The following is a 21886-nucleotide window of genomic DNA, read 5'->3' as shown; positions in this document are numbered from 1 at the left end:
GCATTGTCGTTCCCCTTTGGGGAACATTACTCTTGCCCCAAAGGGGCAAAATCATAACTAACCTAGGGTATACTTACCCTAGGTTAGGGTAAATATTATGTACCGACACGAAAAAACATCTGAAAAAACCACCGCACTTTTAACCCCGATTGCCGGCTTTGAAGAAAATCCGACAGACCTTTTCCTTACGGAAATGCAAAAAATCGTGCCTGAAATGCGAGATTTGCCGTTCTTCCATCACGGCATTGAATGCTTCTGTCCGAAATTTGTGTTATTTGAAGGACAATGGGTCGGCACGGTGTTGACGCCATGGATGATGAGCGTGGTCATTCTGCCCGGTCCGCAACAGGTTTGGGAACCGCGCGAATTAGGCGACAAAATCACCGTGCAACTGCCCTACAAAGTGCTCACGTTCACCGTCAGCGGTGTAAAAAACGTGCCGCAATATTTAAGCTGTTCGTTGCATTCTCCTCTCGACCCGAATTTAACCCAAGCACAAGCCGTACAACTCACGCAGGATTGTTTGCGCATGATTTTATCCATGCCGACAAAAGCGCCAAAATTTGATCCGGATCGCCGAAACCTGTTTAAAGCCATGATAAAATAAGCGCAATTTTCAAATGGAGTGAATGAATTATGTGTTTAGGTGTGCCCGGTCAAATCGTGAAAATCGGCGACAGCGCGCTACAACTCGCCACTGTGGATGTGTGTGGCGTACAACGCGAAGTCAATATTTCCCTCATCTGCAACGACGACCCGAAACCGCTCCTCGGCAAATGGGTCCTCGTCCACGTCGGCTTCGCCATGAGCATCATCGACGAAGAAGAAGCCAAACAAACCCAAGAAGCCCTGCTTGCCATGAGCCAGCTGGAACATGAAGTGGGGGATTTTTTGGGGTTGAATCAGGGTTGAATAGGAGGTGACATCTATTAAAAAAATAACTATATCTGTATAATTAATACTCACCAATGATTAATATTATTTAACTCTTAACAAGGACCAATAAAATGACCTTACTAAAAAAATATCTAAACGACATTAAACAAAATGATAAATATAAAGCATTATTAGAAAATGCCAAAAATGAGAAAGAAATAAATGATGCCATTGATAAAATAGAGTCAGACATCTCACCAAAAACTAAAGAAGAACAATTAAAAACATGGAAAAGTTTATATAAAGCATATGAATTACTCCCTGCAAATGAAAGCCTAGACAATGGGAATTTTTATGCTCTTATGAAACTAAAAAAGGAAAAAATTTCAGCCAAATTAACAAATAAGGGAAAATAATGGAAATTTTAACAACAGTAATTTCAATTTTAGCATTTGTACTTTCTTTATGTTCATATAGAAACTCTAAAAAACATCAAGAAAAATCAAATGACCTTAGCGCACTAAATATAGTAACTCAGCTTCAAATAGAAATTTCGAAAAAGCAAATTTCACTTATCGATCAAAAAGTAGATACTAAAGAGCAAGGACTAGAGTTTAATGCAAAAACTGAAGATTTTTTAAATTTGTTAGAATTACTTTCAATATATATATTGAGTGCTAATCTTGATGAAGATTTAATGAAAGTTATATATAAAGACGTTATTATTCAAGCTATTGAGCAAAATGATGAATTTTTTGGAGCAGCTTCAAAGTATAAGAATATTAAACAACTACATGATCAGTGGACTTCGGATAGACTAGCTCAACCGAAAAAATAAGTTCCCTCTGCTGGCGCAAGCGTCCTTCGCTTGTGCCTTTTTAATTTTCACGAACCTAAATTTTCAGCACAAGCGTGGGCGCTTGCGCTATCGTTACGTTTAAATAATCTTATAGCCCAATAAAAATCCAAATCCCCTTCAAAATCAAATAAAAAAAGAATACAATCGCGCTCCTTATTCACACAACCTGAGGTAAATCACATGACTACAGAAAAAGAACTAAGTCCTAAATGGCAAAAACGTTTTGATTTTTTCGATAAATACGGTACTCGCTCTAACAGCCCTGAATATAAAGCGGCTTACAAGGCACTTCCGTTTAAAGAAAAATTATCCCTTCAACAGAACTTTATCGCATTCTTTTTTGGGTTATTTTATTTTTTCATATTAGGCTTATGGCGTAAAAACATAACGTTAATCGGTATTATCTTTATCAGTGGAGTCATACTTTATTTTGTTGAAGAAACAATGCAATTGTCAGAAGAGCAAATTAGAGCCATTGATAAGGGATTTCAATTCGGTTTTGCCGCGTTGTATTCACTTATTGCCAATAAAGCCTATTACTTGCACAAAGTAAAAGGCTCTCGTAGCTGGAACCCTTTTGAAGGCGGTTTATAACCACTCTCCCGCTGGCGCAAGCGTCCTTCGCTTGTGCCTTTTTATTTCCACGAATCTAAATTTTCAGCACAAGCGTGGACGCTTGCGCTATCGTTACCTTGAAAACATCTAAAATCTACCTCAAAAAACCACCGCACTTTCCCTGCTCCACTCCTCCATCAGCCCAAATTATGATCTCAATCACGGTTTTGTGAAAACGAATCCGCTAGAATGAAACTCCCATTTCAAAAATATGAGGAAACGACTAATGACTTCGGCAGAACTTTTCGGTGAAGGAATTAATCTGATGTTTTCAGGGATGGGTTTTGTGTTGGTCTTTTTGCTCATTTTGATTTGGGCGATCGGGCTGATGTCAAAACTTATCAACAAATATTTTCCCGAGCCTCAACCCTCGCCAAAAACTCCCAAAAATTCCACCGCACTTTCTGCGGCTCCCACTGACGATTTTGAGCGTTTGCGCCCTGCGATTGCAGCGGCTATCGCGCACCATCGCCGTACCCAACAGTTCAAATAAAACAAGGATTTTGCTATGACTAAAAAAATTAAAATGACCGAACTGGTGCTTCGTGATGCCCACCAATCGCTTTTCGCGACCCGCTTGCGTCTTGATGACATGTTGCCGATTGCCCATGAATTGGACGACATCGGTTATTGGTCGCTGGAAGCTTGGGGCGGTGCGACATTTGACAGCTGTATTCGTTTTTTGGGTGAAGATCCGTGGGTGCGTTTGCGCGAGTTGAAAAAAGCCTGCCCGAAAACCCCGTTACAAATGTTGTTGCGCGGTCAAAATCTTCTTGGTTATCGCCACTATGCCGATGACGTGGTGGAACGCTTTGTAGAACGTTGCGTGGCGAACGGTATGGATGTGTTCCGTGTATTCGATGCGCTCAACGACCCGCGCAATATGAAAGCGGCATTGCAGGCGGTGCGTAAATTCGGCGGTCACGCGCAAGGGACATTAAGTTACACCACCAGCCCGGTGCACACCATGCAAACTTGGCTCGACACCACCGAACAATTGCTTGAAATCGGTATCGACAGCCTTGTGATTAAAGATATGTCAGGTATTTTGAACCCGATGGCGGCCGCTGAGTTAGTACGCGAAATCAAAAAACGTTTCGATGTGGAATTGCATTTGCACTGCCACTCCACCACCGGTATGGCGGAAATGGCATTGTTAAAAGCCGTTGAGGCGGGCGTGGACGGCATTGATACGGCGATTTCCTCTATGTCCGGCACTTACGGTCACCCGGCGACTGAGTCCTTGGTGGCAACCTTACAAGGCACCGAATACGACACCGGTTTAGATATTCCGCGTTTAGAAAAAATCGCAGCGTACTTCCGTAATGTGCGTAAAAAATACGCAAAATTTGAAGGTCAACTTCGTGGTGTGGACAGCCGAATTCTGGTGGCGCAAGTGCCGGGCGGCATGCTCACCAATTTGGAAAATCAATTAAAACAACAAAATGCCTCCGATAAACTGGATTTGGTGTTGGAAGAAATTCCGCGCGTACGCAAAGATTTGGGCTACATTCCGTTGGTGACTCCGACCTCACAAATCGTCGGTACACAATCCGTAATCAACGTGCTCACCGGCGAACGCTACAAAATCATCGCCAAAGAAACTGCCGGCATTTTAAAAGGCGAATATGGCAAAACCCCGGCGCCGGTAGATAGCGCATTGCAAGCCCGTGTATTAGAAGGCGCTGCGCCGGTAACGGATCGCCCTGCCGATCACATCGCCCCTGAAATGGCGAAAATCGAAGCGGACGTTGCCGAACAAGCCAAAGCGAAAGGCGTGAAATTGTCTGACAATGCGGTGGACGATGCGTTAATCGTCGCCCTCTTCCCGCAAATCGCTTGGAAATTCCTAGAAAATCGCAACAACCCTGCCGCCTTTGAACCGGCACCGACCGGCAAAGAAAGTGCGGTAGAAAATAAACCTGTTTCTAAAGCCGCACCTGCTGCGTCCGGTTCTGCGATTTACACCGTGGAATTGGAAGGCAAAGCCTTTGTGGTGAAAGTCAGCGAAGGCGGTGATATTTCTCATGTGGCAACTACCACACCACAAGCGGTTCCACAAGCCGCACCTGCGCCGGCACCAACAAGCGGCGGCACACCGGTGACTGCACCAATGGCAGGAAATATTTGGAAAGTAGTGGCAACAGAAGGACAAACCGTCGCAGCAGGTGATGTGTTGTTCATTCTTGAAGCCATGAAAATGGAAACCGAAGTGAAAGCGGCGCAAGGCGGTACGGTGCGTGGCATTGTGGTGAAAGCGGGCGATGCGGTCGCGGTGGGTGATACCGTCATGACCCTCGTTTAAGGAGTTACCTATGGATAGCATTATTGCATTAATTCAAGGTATGGGGCTGTTCCATCTGCAATGGGGGCAGGCGGTGATGATCGCCATCAGCCTGCTCTTGTTGTGGCTTGCCATTGCGCGCAAGTTTGAGCCGTTGTTGCTATTGCCTATCGGTTTCGGCGGATTGTTATCCAACATTCCCGAAGCCGGGCTTGCCATGACCGCTTTGGAAAACCTGCTCCATCTCGGTTCTCCGGAACAAATCGCCGTGATCGCCGCACAGCTGGGTGTGGCGCCTGATCCTGCGGTGATTAAAACAGCGCTGGCTTCCGCACCGATTTCCATGATGAATCAGTTGGAAACCCTGTCTATGGATATGGGTTACAGCGCGGGCATTCTGGCATTGTTCTATAAAGTCGCTATCGGTTACGGCATTGCGCCTTTGGTGATTTTCATGGGCGTAGGCGCCATGACAGATTTCGGTCCGCTCTTGGCAAATCCGAAAACCCTTATGCTGGGTGCAGCCGCGCAGTTCGGTATTTTCGCCACCGTGCTCGGTGCTTTAGGACTGAATTATTTCGGCATTATCGAGTTCACTCTGCCACAAGCTGCGTCTATCGGCATTATCGGTGGCGCGGACGGCCCGACGGCGATTTACCTCACCAGTAAACTCGCACCGGAACTGCTCGGTGCCATTGCCGTGGCAGCCTATTCCTATATGGCGTTAGTGCCGTTGATTCAACCGCCGATCATGAAAGCTTTAACCACAGAAGAAGAACGCAAAATCCGCATGACTCAAATGCGCCATGTGAGCAACCGCGAAAAAGTGTTGTTCCCGGTAATTTTGTTGTTGCTCGTCGGCTTATTGTTACCGGATGCCGCACCTTTATTGGGGATGTTCTGTTTTGGTAATTTAATGCGCGTCAGCGGCGTGGTCGAACGTTTGAGTGACACCACCCAAAACGCGTTGATTAATATCGTCACCATCGTGCTCGGCTTGTCCGTAGGTTCGAAACTCATTGCCGATAAATTCCTGCAACCGCAAACCTTAGGGATTTTAATCCTCGGTGTGATTGCTTTCGGTATCGGCACCGCAAGCGGTGTGTTAATGGCGAAATTAATGAACAAATTCAGCAAAAACAAAATTAATCCGCTCATCGGCTCCGCCGGGGTTTCCGCTGTGCCAATGGCGGCGCGTGTATCCAATAAAATTGGACTCGAAGCGGATCACCAAAACTTCCTGCTCATGCACGCCATGGGACCGAACGTTGCCGGTGTTATCGGCTCCGCCATTGCCGCAGGGGTGATGCTGAAATATGTGGGCGCGATGATGTAACGTTAAAAACGTTGCGGAAAAGCACCGCACTTTTCTTCACTTAAATTAAATAGATGGCGCAAGCGTCTTTCGCTTGTGCCTTTTTCTGCCTAACGTAATGAATATCAGCACAAGCTGTGGACGCTTGCGCTATCTTTTTGAACCTTTTTCTTCCATCTAGAATCCATCTCGAAAAACGACCGCACTTTCGCTTTTATCAATGTCGCTTTAATTCCCTTTCCATCTGGTATATACTTCAGGTGAATACATTTTATCCACGGAGGAAATGATGCAAGAAGCCGCGATTTTTATGACCAATAAAAGCCAAGCTGTGCGCCTGCCGGCAAATGTACGCTTTGCCGATAATGTGAAAAAAGTGATAGTTCGAGTGGTTGGCAATGAACGAATTCTGACCCCCATTGAACAAACTTGGGACAGTTTCTTTTTTGCCGAAAATCAAGTCAGCGATGATTTTATGCCAGAACGGGAAATCGGTTATCAAACGGAACGTGAGGAACTCTAACCCATGCTGAATTATATGTTGGATACCAATATCGCCATTTATGTGATCAAACACCGCCCCGCGCAGGTTGCGCATATTTTCAATCAAAATGCCGGACGAATGTGCGTCAGCGTGATCACCGTTTCCGAACTTTATTACGGTGCCGAGAAAAGCCAATTTCCCGCTCGCAATATTGCCGTGATTGAAGATTTTCTTTCCCGTTTGGAGATTTTGCCGTACACGCCAAAAGCCTCCGCCCATTTCGGCAACATCAAGGCGCAACTTGCCAAGCAGGGAAAAATCATCGGTGAAAATGACATACATATTGCCGCGCACGCAAGAAGCGAAGGATTGGTGTTAGTCAGCAATAATGTAAGGGAATTTGAACGAATTGAAGGATTGCGTTTGGAGAATTGGGTTTAAATTTATGCCGGCGCAAGCGTCCTTCGCTTGTGCCTTTTTCTGCTTAACAGAATGAATATCAGCACAATCGTGGACGCTAGCGCTATCATTTTATGTTTTTCTTCGACCTAAAATCCATCTCGAAAAATGACCGCACTTTTGTCTCCCATCTTTCAAATTTCTTGATAAAAGTTCTATATTTTTTTGTACTAGTGTAGTAGTATGTTCCGCATTCGCACAGATTCAACAGAATAGGGAGAGATAATCATGACAAGAATTGCATTGGTTACAGGGGCGACCGCCGGGTTTGGTAACGCCATTTGTCGCACCTTATTAAACGCCGGTTATTTGGTGATCGGCACCGGCAGAAGACGCGAACGTTTAGCGCAATTGCAACAAGAATACGGCAAACACTTCTTCCCTCTCGCCTTCGATATTTCCGACCGTCACGCCGCCGAAACCGCCTTAAAAACCCTTCCGCCGGAATGGCAAGCCATTGATTTGTTGGTGAATAACGCGGGGCTTGCCCTCGGTTTGGAATCCGCCGATAAGGTCAATTTGGACGATTGGGAAAAGATGATCGATACCAATGTGAAAGGCTTGGTGACCATGACCCGTTTGATCTTGCCGCAAATGGTGGCGCGCAATCAGGGGCATATCATTAACTTTGGCTCCATTGCAGGCACTTATCCTTATCCGGGCGGCAATGTGTACGGCGGCACCAAAGCCTTTGTGAAACAATTCAGTTTAAACCTGCGCGCCGATCTTGCCGGCACCAATATTCGCGTCTCCAATGTAGAACCGGGTCTGTGTGGCGGTACGGAATTTTCCAATGTGCGTTTTAAAGGCGATGACGCCCGTGCGGAAAAACTCTATGAAAACGTGCAATATGTCACATCGCAGGACATTGCCAATATCGTGCTGTGGCTCAATCAACAGCCGGAACACGTCAATATTAACCGAATCGAAGTGATGCCGACGGCACAAACTTTCGCACCGCTTAACGTTGCAAGAAATTTAAATTTAGATTAAGGAAACAGCATGTCAGAGACGATTTTAAACCCTTATTTCGGCGAATTCGGCGGAATGTATGTGCCGGAAATTCTCGTACCGGTGCTTCAACAACTTGAAAAAGCATTCGTGGAAGCCAAAGACGATCCGGAATTTCAACGTGAATTCCAAGATTTGTTAAAAAATTATGCCGGCAGACCGACCGCACTTACCCTTTGCCGTAACTTAACCAAAGGCACAAAAGCCAAAATCTACTTAAAACGCGAAGATTTATTACACGGCGGAGCCCATAAAACGAACCAAGTATTAGGTCAAATTTTATTGGCAAAACGCATGGGCAAAACGCGCATTATCGCGGAAACCGGTGCTGGGCAACACGGCGTGGCGACAGCCCTTGCCTGCGCGATGTTGGATATGCCTTGTCGCGTTTACATGGGCGCAAAAGACGTAGAACGTCAATCACCCAATGTCTTCCGTATGCGTTTAATGGGGGCGGAAGTCATTCCGGTGCAAAAGGGATCTTGCTCACTTAAAGATGCCTGTTGCGAAGCGATGCGTGATTGGTCAGCAAACTATGAAACCACGCACTATTTGCTTGGTACAGCAGCAGGCCCACATCCTTTCCCAACAATTGTGCGCGAATTCCAAAAAATGATTGGCATCGAGACCAAACGCCAAATGCTTGAACGCGAAGGTAGATTGCCTGATGCGGTAATTGCTGCTGTAGGCGGTGGCTCAAATGCGATTGGTATGTTTACGGATTTTATTGATGAACCAAACGTGTGTTTAATCGGTGTTGAGCCTGCCGGTAAAGGCATTGAAACCGGTGAACACGGCGCGCCGTTGGGGCATGCTAAAGTCGGCATTTATTTCGGTATGAAATCACCATTAATGCAAACGGAAGATGGTCAAGTGGAAGAATCCTACTCTATTTCCGCCGGTCTTGACTTCCCTTCCGTCGGCCCGCAACACGCTTATTTGCAAAGTATCGGACGCGCAGAATACCCGAGCATTACCGATGACGAAGCCCTAAATGCGTTCCAAGAACTGGCAAAACATGAAGGTATTATTCCTGCGCTGGAAAGCTCCCACGCCCTTGCGCAAGCATTGAAAATGATCCGTCAAGAACCGAACAAAGAACAAATTTTAGTGGTGAATTTATCCGGTCGTGGTGACAAAGACATTTTCACCGTCGATAAAATTTTAAATGAAAAAGGAATGCAATCATGAGCCGTTTTGAAACTACCTTTGCCCAATTAAGCGCGAAAAATGAAGGCGCATTCGTTCCTTTTGTGACCTTATGCGACCCGACTTTCGAGCGTTCTTTTGACATCATCAGCACCCTCGTGGATAACGGCGCGGACGCCTTGGAGCTCGGTTTCCCGTTTTCCGATCCGTTATTGGACGGTCCGGTCATTCAAGCCGCCAATAATCGCGCGTTAAATGCAGGACACAGCACGGAAGACAGCTTCAAATTGCTGGAAAAAGTGCGGTCGAAATATCCGGAGATTCCTATCAGCTTGTTACTTTGCGCCAATTTAATTTTTGCCAAAGGCTTGGATGAATTTTATGCCCGTTGCGCAAACGTGGGCGTGGATGCGGTGTTGGTCGCCGATATTCCGTTGTTGGCAAAAGACGATTACGTTGCCGCCGCCAAAAGACATGGCATTCAGCCCGTCTTTATTTGTCCGCCGAATGCGGATGAAAAAATCGTTCAAGGCGTGGCGCAAAGCAGCGAAGGTTATACTTATCTGGTTTCCCGCGCAGGCGTGACCAGTGCGGAAAACCAAAGCCATGCGGCAAATCTGGATAGCTTAGTGGAACAACTCAAAGCCAACAATGCCCCGCCTATTCTGCAAGGTTTCGGCATCGCTCAACCTGCGCAGGTGAAAGAAGCGTTACACCTTGGCGCAGCAGGCGCGATTTCCGGTTCGGCAACGGTGAAAATCATTGCGCGTAATTTGGATAATCACGCCCAATGTTTGAATGAACTGGGCGAATTCGTACGCAATATGAAAGCGGCGACGAAATAGCGCCAAAAACGACCGCGCTTTTGAAAATGTCACGAAAGTGCGGTCAAAATCCTGCCTGTTTTTCTTTAAATTCACATTTCACACAAACCCTGTCACTGGTCTGCTCTCTTGATCACCACTTCCGATATTTAGCGATAAAAAATACCACAAACACTAGATATTGTGGTTTCCTTTATTATCCCTCACTATTCGAAAGGAATAAAAATCCGGATTTTCATCACAATTAAATCCTGATACCATAAATGAGATTAATTCTTATTCATTTACAAGGTTATTATGTCTCACACCCAATTTCTTCCGATTACCGATCCTAACCGACCGGATTTTGCTTGGCTCAATGAAGACAGCAAATTATTTTTACAACGTGGTTATTTGTTAGAAGGCACTTCCGCCTTGGAACGCATCCGTTTTATCGCCGATTACGCCGAAAAAAAATTAGGCATTGAAGGCTATGCGGACAAATTCTATCACTACATGGCTCGTGGCTATTATTCTCTCTCCTCGCCCATTTGGTCGAATTTCGGCTTAAGTCGCGGCTTGAGCATCAGTTGTTTCGGCTCTTACATCGGCGATTCCATCAACAGCATTATGTCCACGGTGGCGGAAATCGGCGTGATGAGCAAACTGGGCGGCGGTACTTCCGGCTATTTCGGTGATATTCGTCCGCGCGGTTCCAACATCACCAACAACGGCAAATCCAACGGTTCTTTTGCCTTTACCAAACTGTTTGAAGCCACCATCGATACCATCAGCCAAGGCACCAGCCGCAAAGGCATGTTCGCCGGTTACATCGACATCGACCACGGCGACATTGAAGAATGGTTGGACATTCACACCGAAGGCAACCCGATTCAGTTAATGTATTACGGCGTGTGCGTCAGCCACGAATGGCTGGAAGCCATGAAAGCCGGCGATCCGTACAAACGTCAAATTTGGGCGAAATTATTACAACGTAAAACAGAAACCGGTATTCCGTATTTATTCTTTAAAGACAACGCCAACGCCGGTCGTCCGGACGTGTATAAAGATCGCAACATGATGATCCACGCTTCCAATTTATGTAGCGAAATTGCACTGCCGTCCAGCGAAGACGAAAGTTTTGTGTGCTGTTTGTCCTCTATGAATCTGCTCTATTTTGATGAGTGGAAAGACACCGACGCGCCGGAAGTGTTGACCTATTTCCTGGATACGGTCATGAGCGAATTCATTGAACAAAGCGCAAACATTCAATACATGGAAAAAGCCAACAAATTCGCCCGACGCCATCGCGCATTGGGTTTAGGTGTGTTGGGCTGGCACAGTTATTTACAATCGAAAAACATCGCTTTCGACAGCTTTGAAGCCATGCAACACAATAATATGATTTTCAAATTGTTACAGGAAAAAACCTTAAAAGCGTCGAAAGAACTGGCACACCGTTTCGGCGAACCGGAAATTCTGAAAGGCTACGGTCGTCGCAATACCACTTTAATGAGCGTGGCGCCGACAAAATCCAGCAGCTTTATTTTAGGCAGCGTATCGCCGTCCATCGAGCCGTTTAAGTCCAATTATTACGTGAAAGATTTGTCCAAAATTAAAGTGGTGTACAAAAATCCGTTCTTGGAGGCGTTGCTTAAACAAAAAGGCTTGGATCGTGAAGATATTTGGGAAAGCATTTTGCTCAATGATGGTTCCGTACAGCATTTAGCCGAGCTTACCGAGCAGGAAAAAGAGGTATTCAAAACTTTTTCGGAAATCAGCCAACTTTCCGTGATTCAACAAGCGGCACAACGTCAAAAATACATCGACCAAGGGCAAAGCGTGAACATCATGGTACACCCGGCAACGCCGGCAAAAGATTTGAATCAGCTTTACCTCACCGCTGAAGAATTAGGACTAAAATCCATTTACTACCAATACAGCATGAGTGCCGCGCAAGTGTTTAACCGTAACCTACTCAATTGCAGCAGTTGCGAAGGTTAAAAACACTAAAAAATTTAACCGCACTTTTTAAAACAACAATGGCGCGCGTTTTCTAACGCGTGCCAAATTTTACGGCACAAGCTCGGCTCACAGCACACGCTAGGAAGCGTGCGCTATCCAATCTGAGCCTTATTACATAAATCACGAGGATCACACAATGAACGCCACTGCCAAACGTAGCCTATTTACCCCACGCTTTGAAATTAAACCTTACGAATATCCCGAACTGTTGGAATTTAAAGATGCCATTCGTCACTCCTATTGGCTTCATACGGAATTTAATTTCACCGGCGACATTCAGGATTTCCGCACCCACATCAGCGATGTAGAACGTTCCGTAATCACCAAAACCATGCTTGCCATTTCGCAAATTGAAGTGAGCGTGAAGCGCTTCTGGGGCAACCTTTACAATTATTTCCCGAAACCGGAAATTGAAGATGTAGGCGGCAGTTTTCTGGAATCGGAAATTCGTCACAAAGACGCCTATTCTTTCCTGTTGGAAAAACTCGGCTTAAACGAAATGTTTCGCAATGTACGTCAATACAAAGCCATTATGGCGCGCATTGAATACATGGAAGCTTTTATGCGCAAAAAAGACGTGAGCCAGCAGGATTTCGTACTGTCTTTGGTGATGTTTTCCCTGTTTGTGGAACACATTTCCCTGTTCAGCCAATTCGTGATCATGATGAGCTTTAATAAGCATAAAAATCTATTCAAAGGGATTTCCAACGCCGTGGAAGCCACTTCTAAAGAAGAAGAAATTCACGGGCGTTTCGGCATTACGCTTTACCATCTTTTACGTGAAGAACAACCGGAATTATTTACAGATGCATTCTATACGGAATTAAAAGAACTTGCCGAGCAAGCCTTCCTAGCGGAAAAAGCCATTTTGGACTGGATTTTTGAAGACGGCGAATTGGATTTTTTAAGCAAAGCCACCGTTGAAAACTATATCGCCAATCGCTACAACAATTCCTTAACCGCGTTGGGCTTAGACCCGATTTACAACATTAATCCGGAACAGCTGAAAGAAACGGAATGGTTTGACATTGAAATTCTCTCCACCAAAGAAACGGATTTCTTCAATAAACGCTCCACGGATTACAGCAAAAAAATGAAGCAAATCACGGCGGATGATTTGTTCTAATCTTAAAGTGCGGTGGAAAATTTAATTGTTTTTTCAACCGCACTTTTTTCATGATGAAACCTAAGCGATTATGCTTTAACGCTTTTATCAAAACGGCGAAAATTGCAACGGTTTTTTCCTAAAATGTGATCTCGATCTAATTTTATTTTCGGCGTATAATACCGCCCAGTTTTTTGTGGGTAATTGTCAAATCACCGCTCACAGTAAAAAGTTTACAATACAATCAATTATGGAGAACTCTTAATGTCCAGAAGACTAAGAAGAACGAAAATTGTATGTACCATGGGACCTTCAACAGACCGTGGTAACAATTTAGAAAAAATTATTGCTGCCGGTGCTAATGTCGTACGCATGAATTTCTCACACGGCTCTCCGGAAGATCATATCGGTCGTGCGGAACGCGTGCGCGAAATTGCTAAAAAATTAGGTAAAACCGTGGCAATTTTAGGTGACTTACAAGGTCCTAAAATTCGCGTGTCCACTTTCAAAGATGGCAAAATTTTCTTAAATGTCGGCGATAAATTCATCTTAGACGCCGAATTGCCAAAAGGAGAAGGCACACAAGAAGTGGTCGGTTTAGACTACAAAACTCTTCCGCAAGACGTCGTACCGGGCGATATTTTGTTATTAGACGACGGTCGCGTGCAATTAAAAGTATTATCCACCGAAGGCGCGAAAGTCTTCACTGAAGTGACTGTGGGCGGTCCGTTATCCAACAACAAAGGGATTAACAAATTAGGTGGCGGTTTATCTGCTGACGCATTAACCGAAAAAGACAAAGCGGACATTATCACCGCAGCACGTATTGGCGTTGACTACCTTGCCGTATCCTTCCCGCGCTCCAGCGCAGACTTAAATTATGCCCGTCAATTAGCCAAAGAAGCCGGCTTAAATGCAAAAATCGTTGCCAAAGTTGAACGTGCCGAAACCGTTGTTGATGACGCGGCAATGGACGACATTATTTTAGCTTCCGACGTCATCATGGTTGCCCGTGGTGACTTGGGTGTGGAAATCGGCGATCCGGAATTGGTCGGCGTACAGAAAAAATTAATCCGTCGTTCCCGTAAATTAAACCGCGTGGTGATTACCGCAACCCAAATGATGGAATCCATGATCAGCAACCCGATGCCAACCCGTGCGGAAGTCATGGACGTAGCGAATGCGGTGTTGGACGGTACTGATGCCGTAATGCTTTCCGCCGAAACCGCTGCGGGTCAATACCCTGCGGAAACCGTCGCTGCGATGGCGAAAGTGTGCTTGGGTGCGGAAAAAATGCCTAGCATCAACATTTCCCATCACCGTATGGATGTAGAATTTGATAGCGTTGAAGAAACTATTGCTATGTCCGCGATGTTCGCCGCAAACCACATGAAAGGTGTAAGCGCGATTATTGCTATGAGTAGCTCCGGTCGTACTCCGTTGTTAATGTCCCGCATTAGTTCCGGTTTACCGATCTTCGCCCTCTCCCGTAACCAAAACACATTAAATCTGTGCGCGTTATACCGTGGTGTCACACCGGTTTATTACGATGATGTCAGCCGTACCATCGAAGGCGCACAAAAAGCCATCAATCTTCTAAAAGAAAAAGGCTTCTTAATGTCAGGCGACACGGTGCTGTTAACCCAAGGCGCTGAAGTTGTCAACACCGGTGCCAACACCAACACCTGTCGTATTCTTACCGTTGAATAACCAATCCACGGCAAGCGAATAAATAAAAGGCTTAGAAGAAATTCTAAGCCTTTTTTCGTATAGGTAAAAAAACACTGAAAATTTCAACCGCACTTTTATGCATTATTCATCAATTAACAGTTTCCGGAAAAACCCATTCAAAGATTTTTTTGCTTCGATTACCGGTCATCAAGGGCTCCAACTCGGTAACGCAGCGATGATAATGTAGTGTTTTACGATGATCTTCCAAAGCAGCTTCGTTCACATACACTTCATAAGCGTAAAAACGGGTGCGAACTTCCGGATCACGCAATACGTCAAAACGCAAATTGCCCGGCTCCTGTCGCGTGCCAATATGGTTACGTTCAAAGACCTCCAAAAACTCCTGTTCTTTACCTTCCTTGATATTAATTTCTACCAACATTGCAAACATAACAAACTCCTTATTGCAAAAAATATCGGTTCAAATTATGCATTTTTTTCATGCAGATATAACTGATAGGCTTTTTCTGCATTTTCGCCGCCATGCACAATGGCATGTACCGCTTTCAACATGGCTATCGGCGCCTCGGATTGGAAAATATTACGCCCCATATCCACACCGGAAGCCCCCTGATCGATAGCTTTGTAACACATATCCAAAGCTTCCTGCTCCGGTAATTTTTTACCGCCTGCAATCACAATCGGCACAGGACAACCTGCGGTCACACGTTCAAAGCCTTTATCCACATAATAAGTTTTGACGATATGTGCCCCCATTTCCGCTGCGATACGGGTTGCCAGTGAGAAATAACGCTGATCCCGTGCCATATCCTTACCAACACCGGTCACCGCCATGGTCGGCATACCGTAACGGGTGCCTTGATCCACCAGTTGGATAATATTTTTAATAGATTGATGTTCATATTGCGAACCGATATACACCTGTGCCGCCATTGCCGACACATTTAAGCGTAATGCATCTTCCACGCATACCGCCACAGCTTCATTAGAGAGTTCGGTAAGAATGGAATTGGCACCGGAAGCACGTAATACGACCGGTTTACGGGTGGATGGCGGCACCACGCTACGCAAAATTCCACGGGTACACATCAGCACATCCGTATATTCAAATAACGGAGCAATATGTAGATCAATACGTTCCAACCCGGTAGTCGGCCCTTGGAAATAACCATGGTCGAACGCCAACATAATGGTTCTGCCGGTTTTCGGGTTAAATATATTCGCCAAGCGGGATTGCATGCCCCAATCCAATGCACCGGAGCCTTTTAAATAAAACGCCTGATTGGTTTGCGGTCGATCCAAACCGAAATCTTTGCCGTCTCTGATGTCATCTAAATCTGCCATTGAAATACTCCTCTCTTCATTAATCAGAAATTGTAGTTATCGATATTATCTTTGGTGAACACCACGCGTTCAGGCAATAAAATAATGCCGTTGCCGTCCGCTTCATATTCGTAGCCTTGTACTTTGTTCGGTGACACTTCGATAGTACCGATACCTTGTACGTTTAATTTATCGCCCACATTGAGTTTTTCACCTTTAAGCAAGGCATTGGCGGCTGCCACGGAAATCTTGCCTTGTTGCACCACATCCCATAAACCGAATTGTTTTACCGTGCCGCGTTTTACATAAGGACGCATTACATTCGGCGTACTAAAGCCGACGATAACCACGGAATTGACTTTCAGGTTTTCCGCCGCTTGGGCAGCTGCCGGTAAAGCGTTAGCATCCGGCGCTATAATCGCATCCAAATCCGGATAGGCTTTTAAAATACCTTCGGCGGTTTGCAGGGATTTAATCGCATCGTTATAACCGAATTGCGTTGTCACAATTTCCCATTCAGGATGATCTTTGGCAACTTTTGCTTTTGCTTCTTTCACCCATTGATTTTGGTCGGTTACTGTCGGGCTGGAATAGAAAAACGCCACTTTGGCTTTCGGTTTGCTGATTTGCCCAGCCGCCATCTCCACCAACATGGAACCCAACTGTTCCGGTGTGCCTTGGTCAATATAATGGCTACGACATTCCGGTTTAGTATCGGAATCCCAAGTCAACACTTTTACACCGCGTTTCATGGCACGTTGTAAAGTAGAACACAATCCGTCCGGTGATACTGCAGAGACCACAATGGCGTTGTAACCTTGGTTGACGAAGTTATTAATAAGCTGCACTTGATTGGAAACGCTTGGTTCAGTCGGTCCGTCGTAAGTCACATCAACCCCTAACGTTTTTCCCATTTCGGTAGCGCCTTGTCCGCCGCTGGTGAAAAAGCCAACCCCCACCAGTTTAGGAATAAAAGCGATGCGGTCGGCGGCTTGTGCCGTCGCCACAACAGATAGGCCAAGTAACACGGAAAGTGCGGTCATTTTTACACGCGTTTTCATATTCATTCTCCTTTGAGTTGGATTTTAATCTACTGCTGTCTGACGTTCGGTTCGCCGACGAACCCATTGCACAATAGCCCCATAATGCAAACTGACGGACTTGCCGATTAACACGATAATAAGTAATGCGCCGGATAACGCACTGGAAATTTCATTAGGAATACCGATCATTTGTAGCCCCTGTTGCAAATACCCGATAAGCATGGCGGCAATTGCCGTACCGATAATGGAACCAGCACCGCCGTAAATATTCGCACCGCCCAGCACGACGGCGGTTAATACCGGCATAAGTAACGAGCTGCCCAAATCGGAACGGGCGGAGCCGAAATAAGACACCAATAACACGGCGACAAAGGCGGCGATAATCCCGATGAAAGAATAAATCAACAACAATGTACGACGAATCGGCACGGCGCTGTAACGGGAGGTGCGTTCACTTTGTCCGATGAGGAATGTGCTTCTGCCGATAGTGGTTTTATGCATTAATAACCAGAAAATCAGCGTCATTAGCAGAAAATACAGAATCGGCGTCGGAATATCGAATAAGGTTTGATTGGCGAAGTCCAGCAATGTATCGGGAAATCCGCCGATGCCTTCATAGCCTGTCGCACCGGCGAAACCGGATAAAAGCAATGCACCACCACCGAACAAATACATGGTACCGAGCGTAATCACCAGAGGGTTTACTTTGGTATAAATAATCAAGCCCGCATTAATTAAGCCGCATAACACACCAACTACAAAGGTTAGTGGAATCGCCAACATCAAAGGCACATCTGCTTTAAACAATACACCCAGAGTAATGGCGCATAAACCAACGGTGGAACCAAAAGAAATATCCATTCCGCCACTGACGATAATCATGGTTAAGGGTAATGCAAGCATGCCGATATAAATAAAATCGCTAGTACTGTATAGTAAAACGTTCAAATCTAACATACGCGGGTTAAAAGCGCCGAAACCGAGAATTTCAACGATGACTAAACAAAATAACGTCAATTCCCAACCGTATTTTTTTAATGTCATAACAATTCTCCCTTTATTTCGACCGCACTTTTGTATCAATGCCGTTCACGTTTTCATCTTTCAGGAAACGGGCATAACGTTGTAATTTCAAATTATTGGCAATCATCACCCGAATCCGTCCGTCAAATACCAACACGGCAAGCAGCACAATCCCCGCAACAAAATTATTCCAATACGCCGGCACTTTAAGCAGCACCAAAATCGTATCAATTTGAATTAAGAAGTAGGCGCCGAGTACCGCGCCGATTAAATTCCCTGCACCGCCAAGCAAACTGATACCGCCCAGCACACAAGCGGCAATGGCTTTCATTTCCAAACCGTTACCGGTGGAATTCGGCACGAACCCAATTTGTGAGGCAAACACAATCCCGGCGATTGCCGCCATCATGCCGTTTATGGCAAAGGCAACGATTCTGACCTGATCAATTCGTACACCGAGTTGCATCGCCCCTTGCAGGTTGTCTCCCACCGCATAGAAATTGCGTCCGGCAGGTAATTTGGTTAAGAAATAAAAGGTGGCAAGAATCAGCAAAATCAGTAGCCAACCGATGGGTGAAATGTGTAAAAAAATGGGCTCGGACAAGTTTTTTAACTGTTGCGGCAAACCTTCAATCCATTTCCCACCGGTAATCAACAGCATGATGCCTTTGTATAGTCCGAGTGTTCCTAATGTGGCGACAATGGCAGGAATACGCAATGTGGTAACCAGCACACCGTTTAATAATCCCGCTGCCAAACCACAACATAAAGTCATCAGAAATGCGGAAGTCAAGCCATAACCGGCATTTAATAAACTACCGACAATCACCGCACAAAGCCCCATGGTGGAACCAACAGACACATCGATATTACGGGTCAAAATGACGAAAGTGGCACCGATCGCCAGTAAAATGACAATTTGTGCAGAATTAAAAATCATGCTTAAGGTTTGCAGATGAAAGCCGTTTCCCACAAATCCCAACAATAAAAATAATAAGCCGATGGCAATAAGAATGGTGAGTTCACGATTATCCTGAATTAGCTTCAACATTAATTTTCCCATAACCATTCTCCTTATGAATGTGCGCCGCCAAACGCCATTTGCATGATGTTATTGGTATTAATCGCCTCGCCCACCAATGAATCGCCGATTTGTCCGTCGTGCATAACCAGCACCCGATGAGACATTTGCTCAATTTCTTCCAAATCGGAAGAAATAAACAACACCGCTACATTCTGTTTGGCAATATTTTTAATCAGCTGATAGATATCCGCCCGCGCCCCCACGTCCACGCCGCGCGTCGGTTCGTCCACAATCAGCAACACCGGATCTGCTTCCAGACATTTGGCAATCAGTACCTTTTGTTGATTACCGCCGGATAGGGTTCTGACGGCTTGTTGTTCATCACTAAACTTAATCCCGATAGCACGATAATAGCGTTCCAAAATGGCACTTTCTTTTGCCGTATCCAGCCAAAATCCCATGTCGTTATAGGTCAGCCCGCACACATTCCAAGTCAACGGCGAATCCAGATACAATCCTGAAGCCTGACGATCTTCCGGCAAATAAACAATGCCTTGATGTAATCGGTCTTTAATATCACAAACGCTGATTTCCCGATTATCAAAGAAAATCTGACCGCACTTTTGTTTGCGTAGCCCGTACAGTGTTTCCGCCAATTCAGTTCGCCCTGCTCCAACAACGCCTGCCAATCCCAAAATTTCACCGGGATAAATGTCAAAAGACACATTTTTAAAGCCCTCACCGGTCAGATTATTTACCTGCAAAATCGGCTTATCAGTAGATTTCACTCGGTTATGTCCCGGTAGCTCCAACCATAATTTTTGACTTTCCGTCAATTGTGCATTCTTTGCTTTTGGCGTAATAGCGGTGATCACGTCATCCTTATTAAGTTCGGTTGTGTTGCCGGTTAAGGCAATATAACCGTCACGCATGACACTAATTCGATGAGAAATCTGCCATACTTCGGGCAATTTATGAGAAATGAACACAATACCGACACCTTTTTCTAATAAAGAATGAATTTTCTTAAACAGATTCTCCGTTTCTATCGGTGTCAATGAGGCGGTCGGTTCGTCCAAAATCAGAATGGAAGCATTACGCATCAGCCCACGCATAATCTCTACCAGCTGTTGATCGGCAACTTCCAATGAGCCTGCCAGCATATCCAGTTTTAAATGCGAGTTCAGTTCCTCTAAAAGTGCGGTCAGTTTTTCCGATGTTTTTTCGCTGCGAGCTAATCCGAATAAAATATTTTCTTTCACCGTCAAATTTGGAAATAACAACGGTTCTTGCGGTACTAAATAGATACCGAGCTGATGTGCTTTGTTTGGTGAAAGTTTGTTTTGTCGTACTCCATGGATTTCCAGTTCCCCGCTATCTTGCGGCTGAATCCCGGCGATAATTTTCATTAAGGTGGATTTACCGGCGCCATTACCGCCGAGCAAGGCATGCACTTCACCGGCATAGAGAGAAAAATCGATAGCTTTCAGCACTTCCACGCCGGAAAACGACTTACCGATGTTTCGGGCGGATATTAAGCATTTAGGCTCTGAAATTTGAGTTTGCATGTTTTACCTGCCACACTAGAGATGAACAAATGTATTTATCAAAAAACATTTTTTCAAAATACTAGATGGGAATTTATAAAAATTCTGCGAAGCAGATCACAAATCTTGACAACCACTATGAAAAACTCCCTTTTATTTTTAAAAAAGTGATCTCCATCATGCTTTTACAAAAAAAATGGAAGAACATTTGATAATAAATTAAAACAAATGAATAATACACCAAACTAATAGAAACAAATAAACAATATGAATGAGCTAATAACGGATAATCAGGAAACGGTACAAACTTTCGGCGAAGAAGAGTTGCTGGCGCGAATCGCTTGGTTTTATTATCACGATAACCTTACCCAAAGCGAAATCGGTGACAGATTAAAATTACCGCGTTTGAAAGTATCAAGATTGCTGGAAAAAGGGCGCCAATCGGGCATTATCAAAGTGCAAATTAATTCCCGCTTTACCGGTTGTCTGGAACTGGAAGAAGCGTTGCAACAACGTTTTCGGTTAAAACATATTCGTATCCTACCGATGCTGGAACAGCATGAAATCAATGAACGTTTAGGTATCGGCGCGGCACAAATGTTAATGTCCTTACTTAAACCCAATCAGATACTCGCTATAGGTTTCGGTGACACCATCATGAAAACGCTGAAGTATGCCAATGAGTTCATTACGCATAACGCCATTAAACTGATTACCTTATCAGGCGGTGTCGGACCTTATATGAAAGGAATCGGGCAATTAGACGGCTCCTGTTCAGTAAGTATCATTCCCGCCCCGTTGCGCGCCTCTTCCGTTGAGGCGGCCAAACTATTTAAACGGGAAGCCTGTGTACGTGACATTATGTTGGCGGCATGTAGTGCTAATGTCGCCATTGTCGGCATCGGCGCCACCCGTCAAAAAGGGCAGGCTACCCTGCTCCGTTCCGGCTACATCACCGAAGAAAAACAACAGATTATTCGTAATCAAGGGGCGGTGGGCGATATTCTCGGCTATTTCATGCGTAAAGACGGCAGCTTGCAACCGGATATGCCGTTGCATGAGGAATTGATCAGCGTGTCTTTAGAAAATCTGCAAAAAATACCGAATGTCATCGGTGTCGCCGGCGGTGAAGACAAAGTTGAGGCAATTTTAAGTGCATTACAGGGAAATCATATTAATTCATTGGTAACGGAAGAAAACACGGCTCGAATGATGTTGGCGCAGTTGGTTTAGCGATAGGTGTAGCGAG

Annotated in this window: 23 protein-coding genes; 17 read left to right on the top strand and 6 right to left on the bottom strand. The window is 45.2% G+C overall.

Features of this window, described 5'->3' with window-relative positions; translation table 11 throughout:
• Positions 1-97 precede the first annotated feature (97 nt).
• From hybE to pyk, 16 genes are all read left to right on the top strand, one after another.
• Positions 98-607: a hydrogenase-2 assembly chaperone gene (gene hybE, locus DK430_RS01970; protein ID WP_109077446.1), complete on the top strand. Its 510-nt coding sequence runs from the start codon at positions 98-100 to the stop codon at positions 605-607.
• 29 nt (positions 608-636) lie between these two features.
• Complete coding sequence (hybG, locus tag DK430_RS01965; protein ID WP_109077445.1) at positions 637-912, top strand: hydrogenase maturation factor HybG; 276 nt, start codon at positions 637-639, stop codon at positions 910-912.
• A gap of 95 nt (positions 913-1007) precedes the next feature.
• A complete protein-coding gene (locus DK430_RS01960) occupies positions 1008-1292 on the top strand; it encodes a hypothetical protein (RefSeq protein ID WP_109077444.1) in 285 nt (94 codons plus the stop codon).
• Positions 1292-1714 (top strand): hypothetical protein, encoded by a 423-nt coding sequence (locus DK430_RS01955; protein ID WP_109077443.1) that lies wholly within the window; start codon positions 1292-1294, stop codon positions 1712-1714. Before DK430_RS01960 ends, DK430_RS01955 begins: the two co-directional genes overlap by 1 nt.
• Before the next feature lie 201 nt (positions 1715-1915).
• Positions 1916-2329: a DUF2628 domain-containing protein gene (locus tag DK430_RS01950; RefSeq protein ID WP_109077442.1), complete on the top strand. Its 414-nt coding sequence runs from the start codon at positions 1916-1918 to the stop codon at positions 2327-2329.
• Between the two features lie 247 nt (positions 2330-2576).
• Positions 2577-2843, top strand: coding sequence for an oxaloacetate decarboxylase subunit gamma (locus DK430_RS01940; RefSeq protein ID WP_109077441.1), 267 nt, complete (start codon positions 2577-2579; stop codon positions 2841-2843).
• 15 nt (positions 2844-2858) lie between these two features.
• Positions 2859-4655, top strand: a complete 1797-nt coding sequence (oadA, locus tag DK430_RS01935; protein ID WP_109077440.1) for a sodium-extruding oxaloacetate decarboxylase subunit alpha — start codon at positions 2859-2861, stop codon at positions 4653-4655.
• 10 nt (positions 4656-4665) lie between these two features.
• A complete protein-coding gene (locus tag DK430_RS01930; protein ID WP_109077439.1) occupies positions 4666-5970 on the top strand; it encodes a sodium ion-translocating decarboxylase subunit beta in 1305 nt (434 codons plus the stop codon).
• Between the two features lie 268 nt (positions 5971-6238).
• Complete coding sequence (gene vapB / locus DK430_RS01925) at positions 6239-6472, top strand: type II toxin-antitoxin system VapB family antitoxin (protein WP_109077438.1); 234 nt, start codon at positions 6239-6241, stop codon at positions 6470-6472.
• A 3-nt stretch (positions 6473-6475) separates the two neighbouring features.
• On the top strand, positions 6476-6874 hold the full coding sequence (vapC, locus tag DK430_RS01920) for a type II toxin-antitoxin system tRNA(fMet)-specific endonuclease VapC (protein ID WP_109077437.1): 399 nt from the start codon (positions 6476-6478) through the stop codon (positions 6872-6874).
• Between the two features lie 246 nt (positions 6875-7120).
• Entirely contained in the window at positions 7121-7885 is a 765-nt protein-coding gene (locus DK430_RS01910) for an SDR family oxidoreductase (protein ID WP_109077436.1), read from the top strand.
• Positions 7886-7894: 9 nt separating this feature from the next.
• Positions 7895-9094: a tryptophan synthase subunit beta gene (gene trpB / locus DK430_RS01905; RefSeq protein ID WP_109077435.1), complete on the top strand. Its 1200-nt coding sequence runs from the start codon at positions 7895-7897 to the stop codon at positions 9092-9094.
• A complete protein-coding gene (gene trpA, locus DK430_RS01900; RefSeq protein WP_109077434.1) occupies positions 9091-9897 on the top strand; it encodes a tryptophan synthase subunit alpha in 807 nt (268 codons plus the stop codon). The genes trpB and trpA overlap by 4 nt, the downstream gene beginning before the upstream one ends.
• 276 nt (positions 9898-10173) lie before the next feature.
• The gene (locus DK430_RS01895) at positions 10174-11859 is read left to right on the top strand and encodes a ribonucleoside-diphosphate reductase subunit alpha (RefSeq protein WP_109077433.1); all 1686 of its coding nucleotides are present in this window, start codon (positions 10174-10176) and stop codon (positions 11857-11859) included.
• Positions 11860-12016: 157 nt separating this feature from the next.
• Positions 12017-13006: a ribonucleotide-diphosphate reductase subunit beta gene (locus tag DK430_RS01890; RefSeq protein WP_109077432.1), complete on the top strand. Its 990-nt coding sequence runs from the start codon at positions 12017-12019 to the stop codon at positions 13004-13006.
• A 243-nt stretch (positions 13007-13249) separates the two neighbouring features.
• Positions 13250-14695 (top strand): pyruvate kinase, encoded by a 1446-nt coding sequence (gene pyk / locus DK430_RS01885; protein WP_109077431.1) that lies wholly within the window; start codon positions 13250-13252, stop codon positions 14693-14695.
• A gap of 109 nt (positions 14696-14804) precedes the next feature.
• Here the strand turns inward: pyk and lsrG are convergent, their stop codons facing one another.
• From lsrG to lsrA, 6 genes are read right to left on the bottom strand one after another with little or no spacing between them, the layout of a single operon-like run.
• A complete protein-coding gene (lsrG, locus tag DK430_RS01880; RefSeq protein WP_109077430.1) occupies positions 14805-15107 on the bottom strand; it encodes a (4S)-4-hydroxy-5-phosphonooxypentane-2,3-dione isomerase in 303 nt (100 codons plus the stop codon).
• Positions 15108-15142: 35 nt separating this feature from the next.
• Positions 15143-16021 (bottom strand): 3-hydroxy-5-phosphonooxypentane-2,4-dione thiolase, encoded by an 879-nt coding sequence (lsrF, locus tag DK430_RS01875; protein ID WP_109077429.1) that lies wholly within the window; start codon positions 16019-16021, stop codon positions 15143-15145.
• 23 nt (positions 16022-16044) lie between these two features.
• Positions 16045-17061 carry an autoinducer 2 ABC transporter substrate-binding protein LsrB gene (gene lsrB, locus DK430_RS01870; RefSeq protein ID WP_109077428.1) on the bottom strand — a complete coding sequence of 339 codons (1017 nt, stop codon included), beginning with the start codon at positions 17059-17061 and terminating at the stop codon, positions 16045-16047.
• Positions 17062-17085: 24 nt separating this feature from the next.
• A complete protein-coding gene (gene lsrD, locus DK430_RS01865; protein WP_109077427.1) occupies positions 17086-18087 on the bottom strand; it encodes an autoinducer 2 ABC transporter permease LsrD in 1002 nt (333 codons plus the stop codon).
• A 13-nt stretch (positions 18088-18100) separates the two neighbouring features.
• Positions 18101-19117 (bottom strand): autoinducer 2 ABC transporter permease LsrC, encoded by a 1017-nt coding sequence (gene lsrC / locus DK430_RS01860; RefSeq protein ID WP_109077554.1) that lies wholly within the window; start codon positions 19115-19117, stop codon positions 18101-18103.
• Positions 19118-19140: 23 nt separating this feature from the next.
• Positions 19141-20658, bottom strand: a complete 1518-nt coding sequence (gene lsrA / locus DK430_RS01855; RefSeq protein ID WP_109077426.1) for an autoinducer 2 ABC transporter ATP-binding protein LsrA — start codon at positions 20656-20658, stop codon at positions 19141-19143.
• Between the two features lie 246 nt (positions 20659-20904).
• Here lsrA and lsrR point away from each other — a divergent pair, with 246 nt between their 5' ends.
• Complete coding sequence (lsrR, locus tag DK430_RS01850) at positions 20905-21870, top strand: transcriptional regulator LsrR (protein WP_109077425.1); 966 nt, start codon at positions 20905-20907, stop codon at positions 21868-21870.
• Positions 21871-21886: the final 16 nt, after the last annotated feature.

The sequence above is a fragment of the Aggregatibacter kilianii genome, from assembly GCF_003129965.1.
GTDB classification, from domain to species: Bacteria; Pseudomonadota; Gammaproteobacteria; order Enterobacterales; family Pasteurellaceae; genus Aggregatibacter; species Aggregatibacter kilianii_A.
This window is presented reverse-complemented; position numbering and strand designations above follow the sequence as displayed.

Coding starts and splice junctions, on each gene's coding strand:
- trpB (WP_109077435.1), top strand. CDS start 7,895: ATGTCAGAGACGATTTTAAACCCTTATTTCGGCGAATTCGGCGGAATG.
- DK430_RS01940 (WP_109077441.1), top strand. CDS start 2,577: ATGACTTCGGCAGAACTTTTCGGTGAAGGAATTAATCTGATGTTTTCA.
- DK430_RS01910 (WP_109077436.1), top strand. CDS start 7,121: ATGACAAGAATTGCATTGGTTACAGGGGCGACCGCCGGGTTTGGTAAC.
- lsrB (WP_109077428.1), bottom strand. CDS start 17,061: ATGAAAACGCGTGTAAAAATGACCGCACTTTCCGTGTTACTTGGCCTA.
- lsrR (WP_109077425.1), top strand. CDS start 20,905: ATGAATGAGCTAATAACGGATAATCAGGAAACGGTACAAACTTTCGGC.
- hybG (WP_109077445.1), top strand. CDS start 637: ATGTGTTTAGGTGTGCCCGGTCAAATCGTGAAAATCGGCGACAGCGCG.
- lsrD (WP_109077427.1), bottom strand. CDS start 18,087: ATGACATTAAAAAAATACGGTTGGGAATTGACGTTATTTTGTTTAGTC.
- trpA (WP_109077434.1), top strand. CDS start 9,091: ATGAGCCGTTTTGAAACTACCTTTGCCCAATTAAGCGCGAAAAATGAA.
- vapC (WP_109077437.1), top strand. CDS start 6,476: ATGCTGAATTATATGTTGGATACCAATATCGCCATTTATGTGATCAAA.
- lsrF (WP_109077429.1), bottom strand. CDS start 16,021: ATGGCAGATTTAGATGACATCAGAGACGGCAAAGATTTCGGTTTGGAT.
- vapB (WP_109077438.1), top strand. CDS start 6,239: ATGCAAGAAGCCGCGATTTTTATGACCAATAAAAGCCAAGCTGTGCGC.
- DK430_RS01955 (WP_109077443.1), top strand. CDS start 1,292: ATGGAAATTTTAACAACAGTAATTTCAATTTTAGCATTTGTACTTTCT.
- lsrG (WP_109077430.1), bottom strand. CDS start 15,107: ATGTTTGCAATGTTGGTAGAAATTAATATCAAGGAAGGTAAAGAACAG.
- pyk (WP_109077431.1), top strand. CDS start 13,250: ATGTCCAGAAGACTAAGAAGAACGAAAATTGTATGTACCATGGGACCT.
- DK430_RS01930 (WP_109077439.1), top strand. CDS start 4,666: ATGGATAGCATTATTGCATTAATTCAAGGTATGGGGCTGTTCCATCTG.
- oadA (WP_109077440.1), top strand. CDS start 2,859: ATGACTAAAAAAATTAAAATGACCGAACTGGTGCTTCGTGATGCCCAC.
- lsrA (WP_109077426.1), bottom strand. CDS start 20,658: ATGCAAACTCAAATTTCAGAGCCTAAATGCTTAATATCCGCCCGAAAC.
- lsrC (WP_109077554.1), bottom strand. CDS start 19,117: ATGTTGAAGCTAATTCAGGATAATCGTGAACTCACCATTCTTATTGCC.
- DK430_RS01950 (WP_109077442.1), top strand. CDS start 1,916: ATGACTACAGAAAAAGAACTAAGTCCTAAATGGCAAAAACGTTTTGAT.
- hybE (WP_109077446.1), top strand. CDS start 98: ATGTACCGACACGAAAAAACATCTGAAAAAACCACCGCACTTTTAACC.
- DK430_RS01895 (WP_109077433.1), top strand. CDS start 10,174: ATGTCTCACACCCAATTTCTTCCGATTACCGATCCTAACCGACCGGAT.
- DK430_RS01890 (WP_109077432.1), top strand. CDS start 12,017: ATGAACGCCACTGCCAAACGTAGCCTATTTACCCCACGCTTTGAAATT.
- DK430_RS01960 (WP_109077444.1), top strand. CDS start 1,008: ATGACCTTACTAAAAAAATATCTAAACGACATTAAACAAAATGATAAA.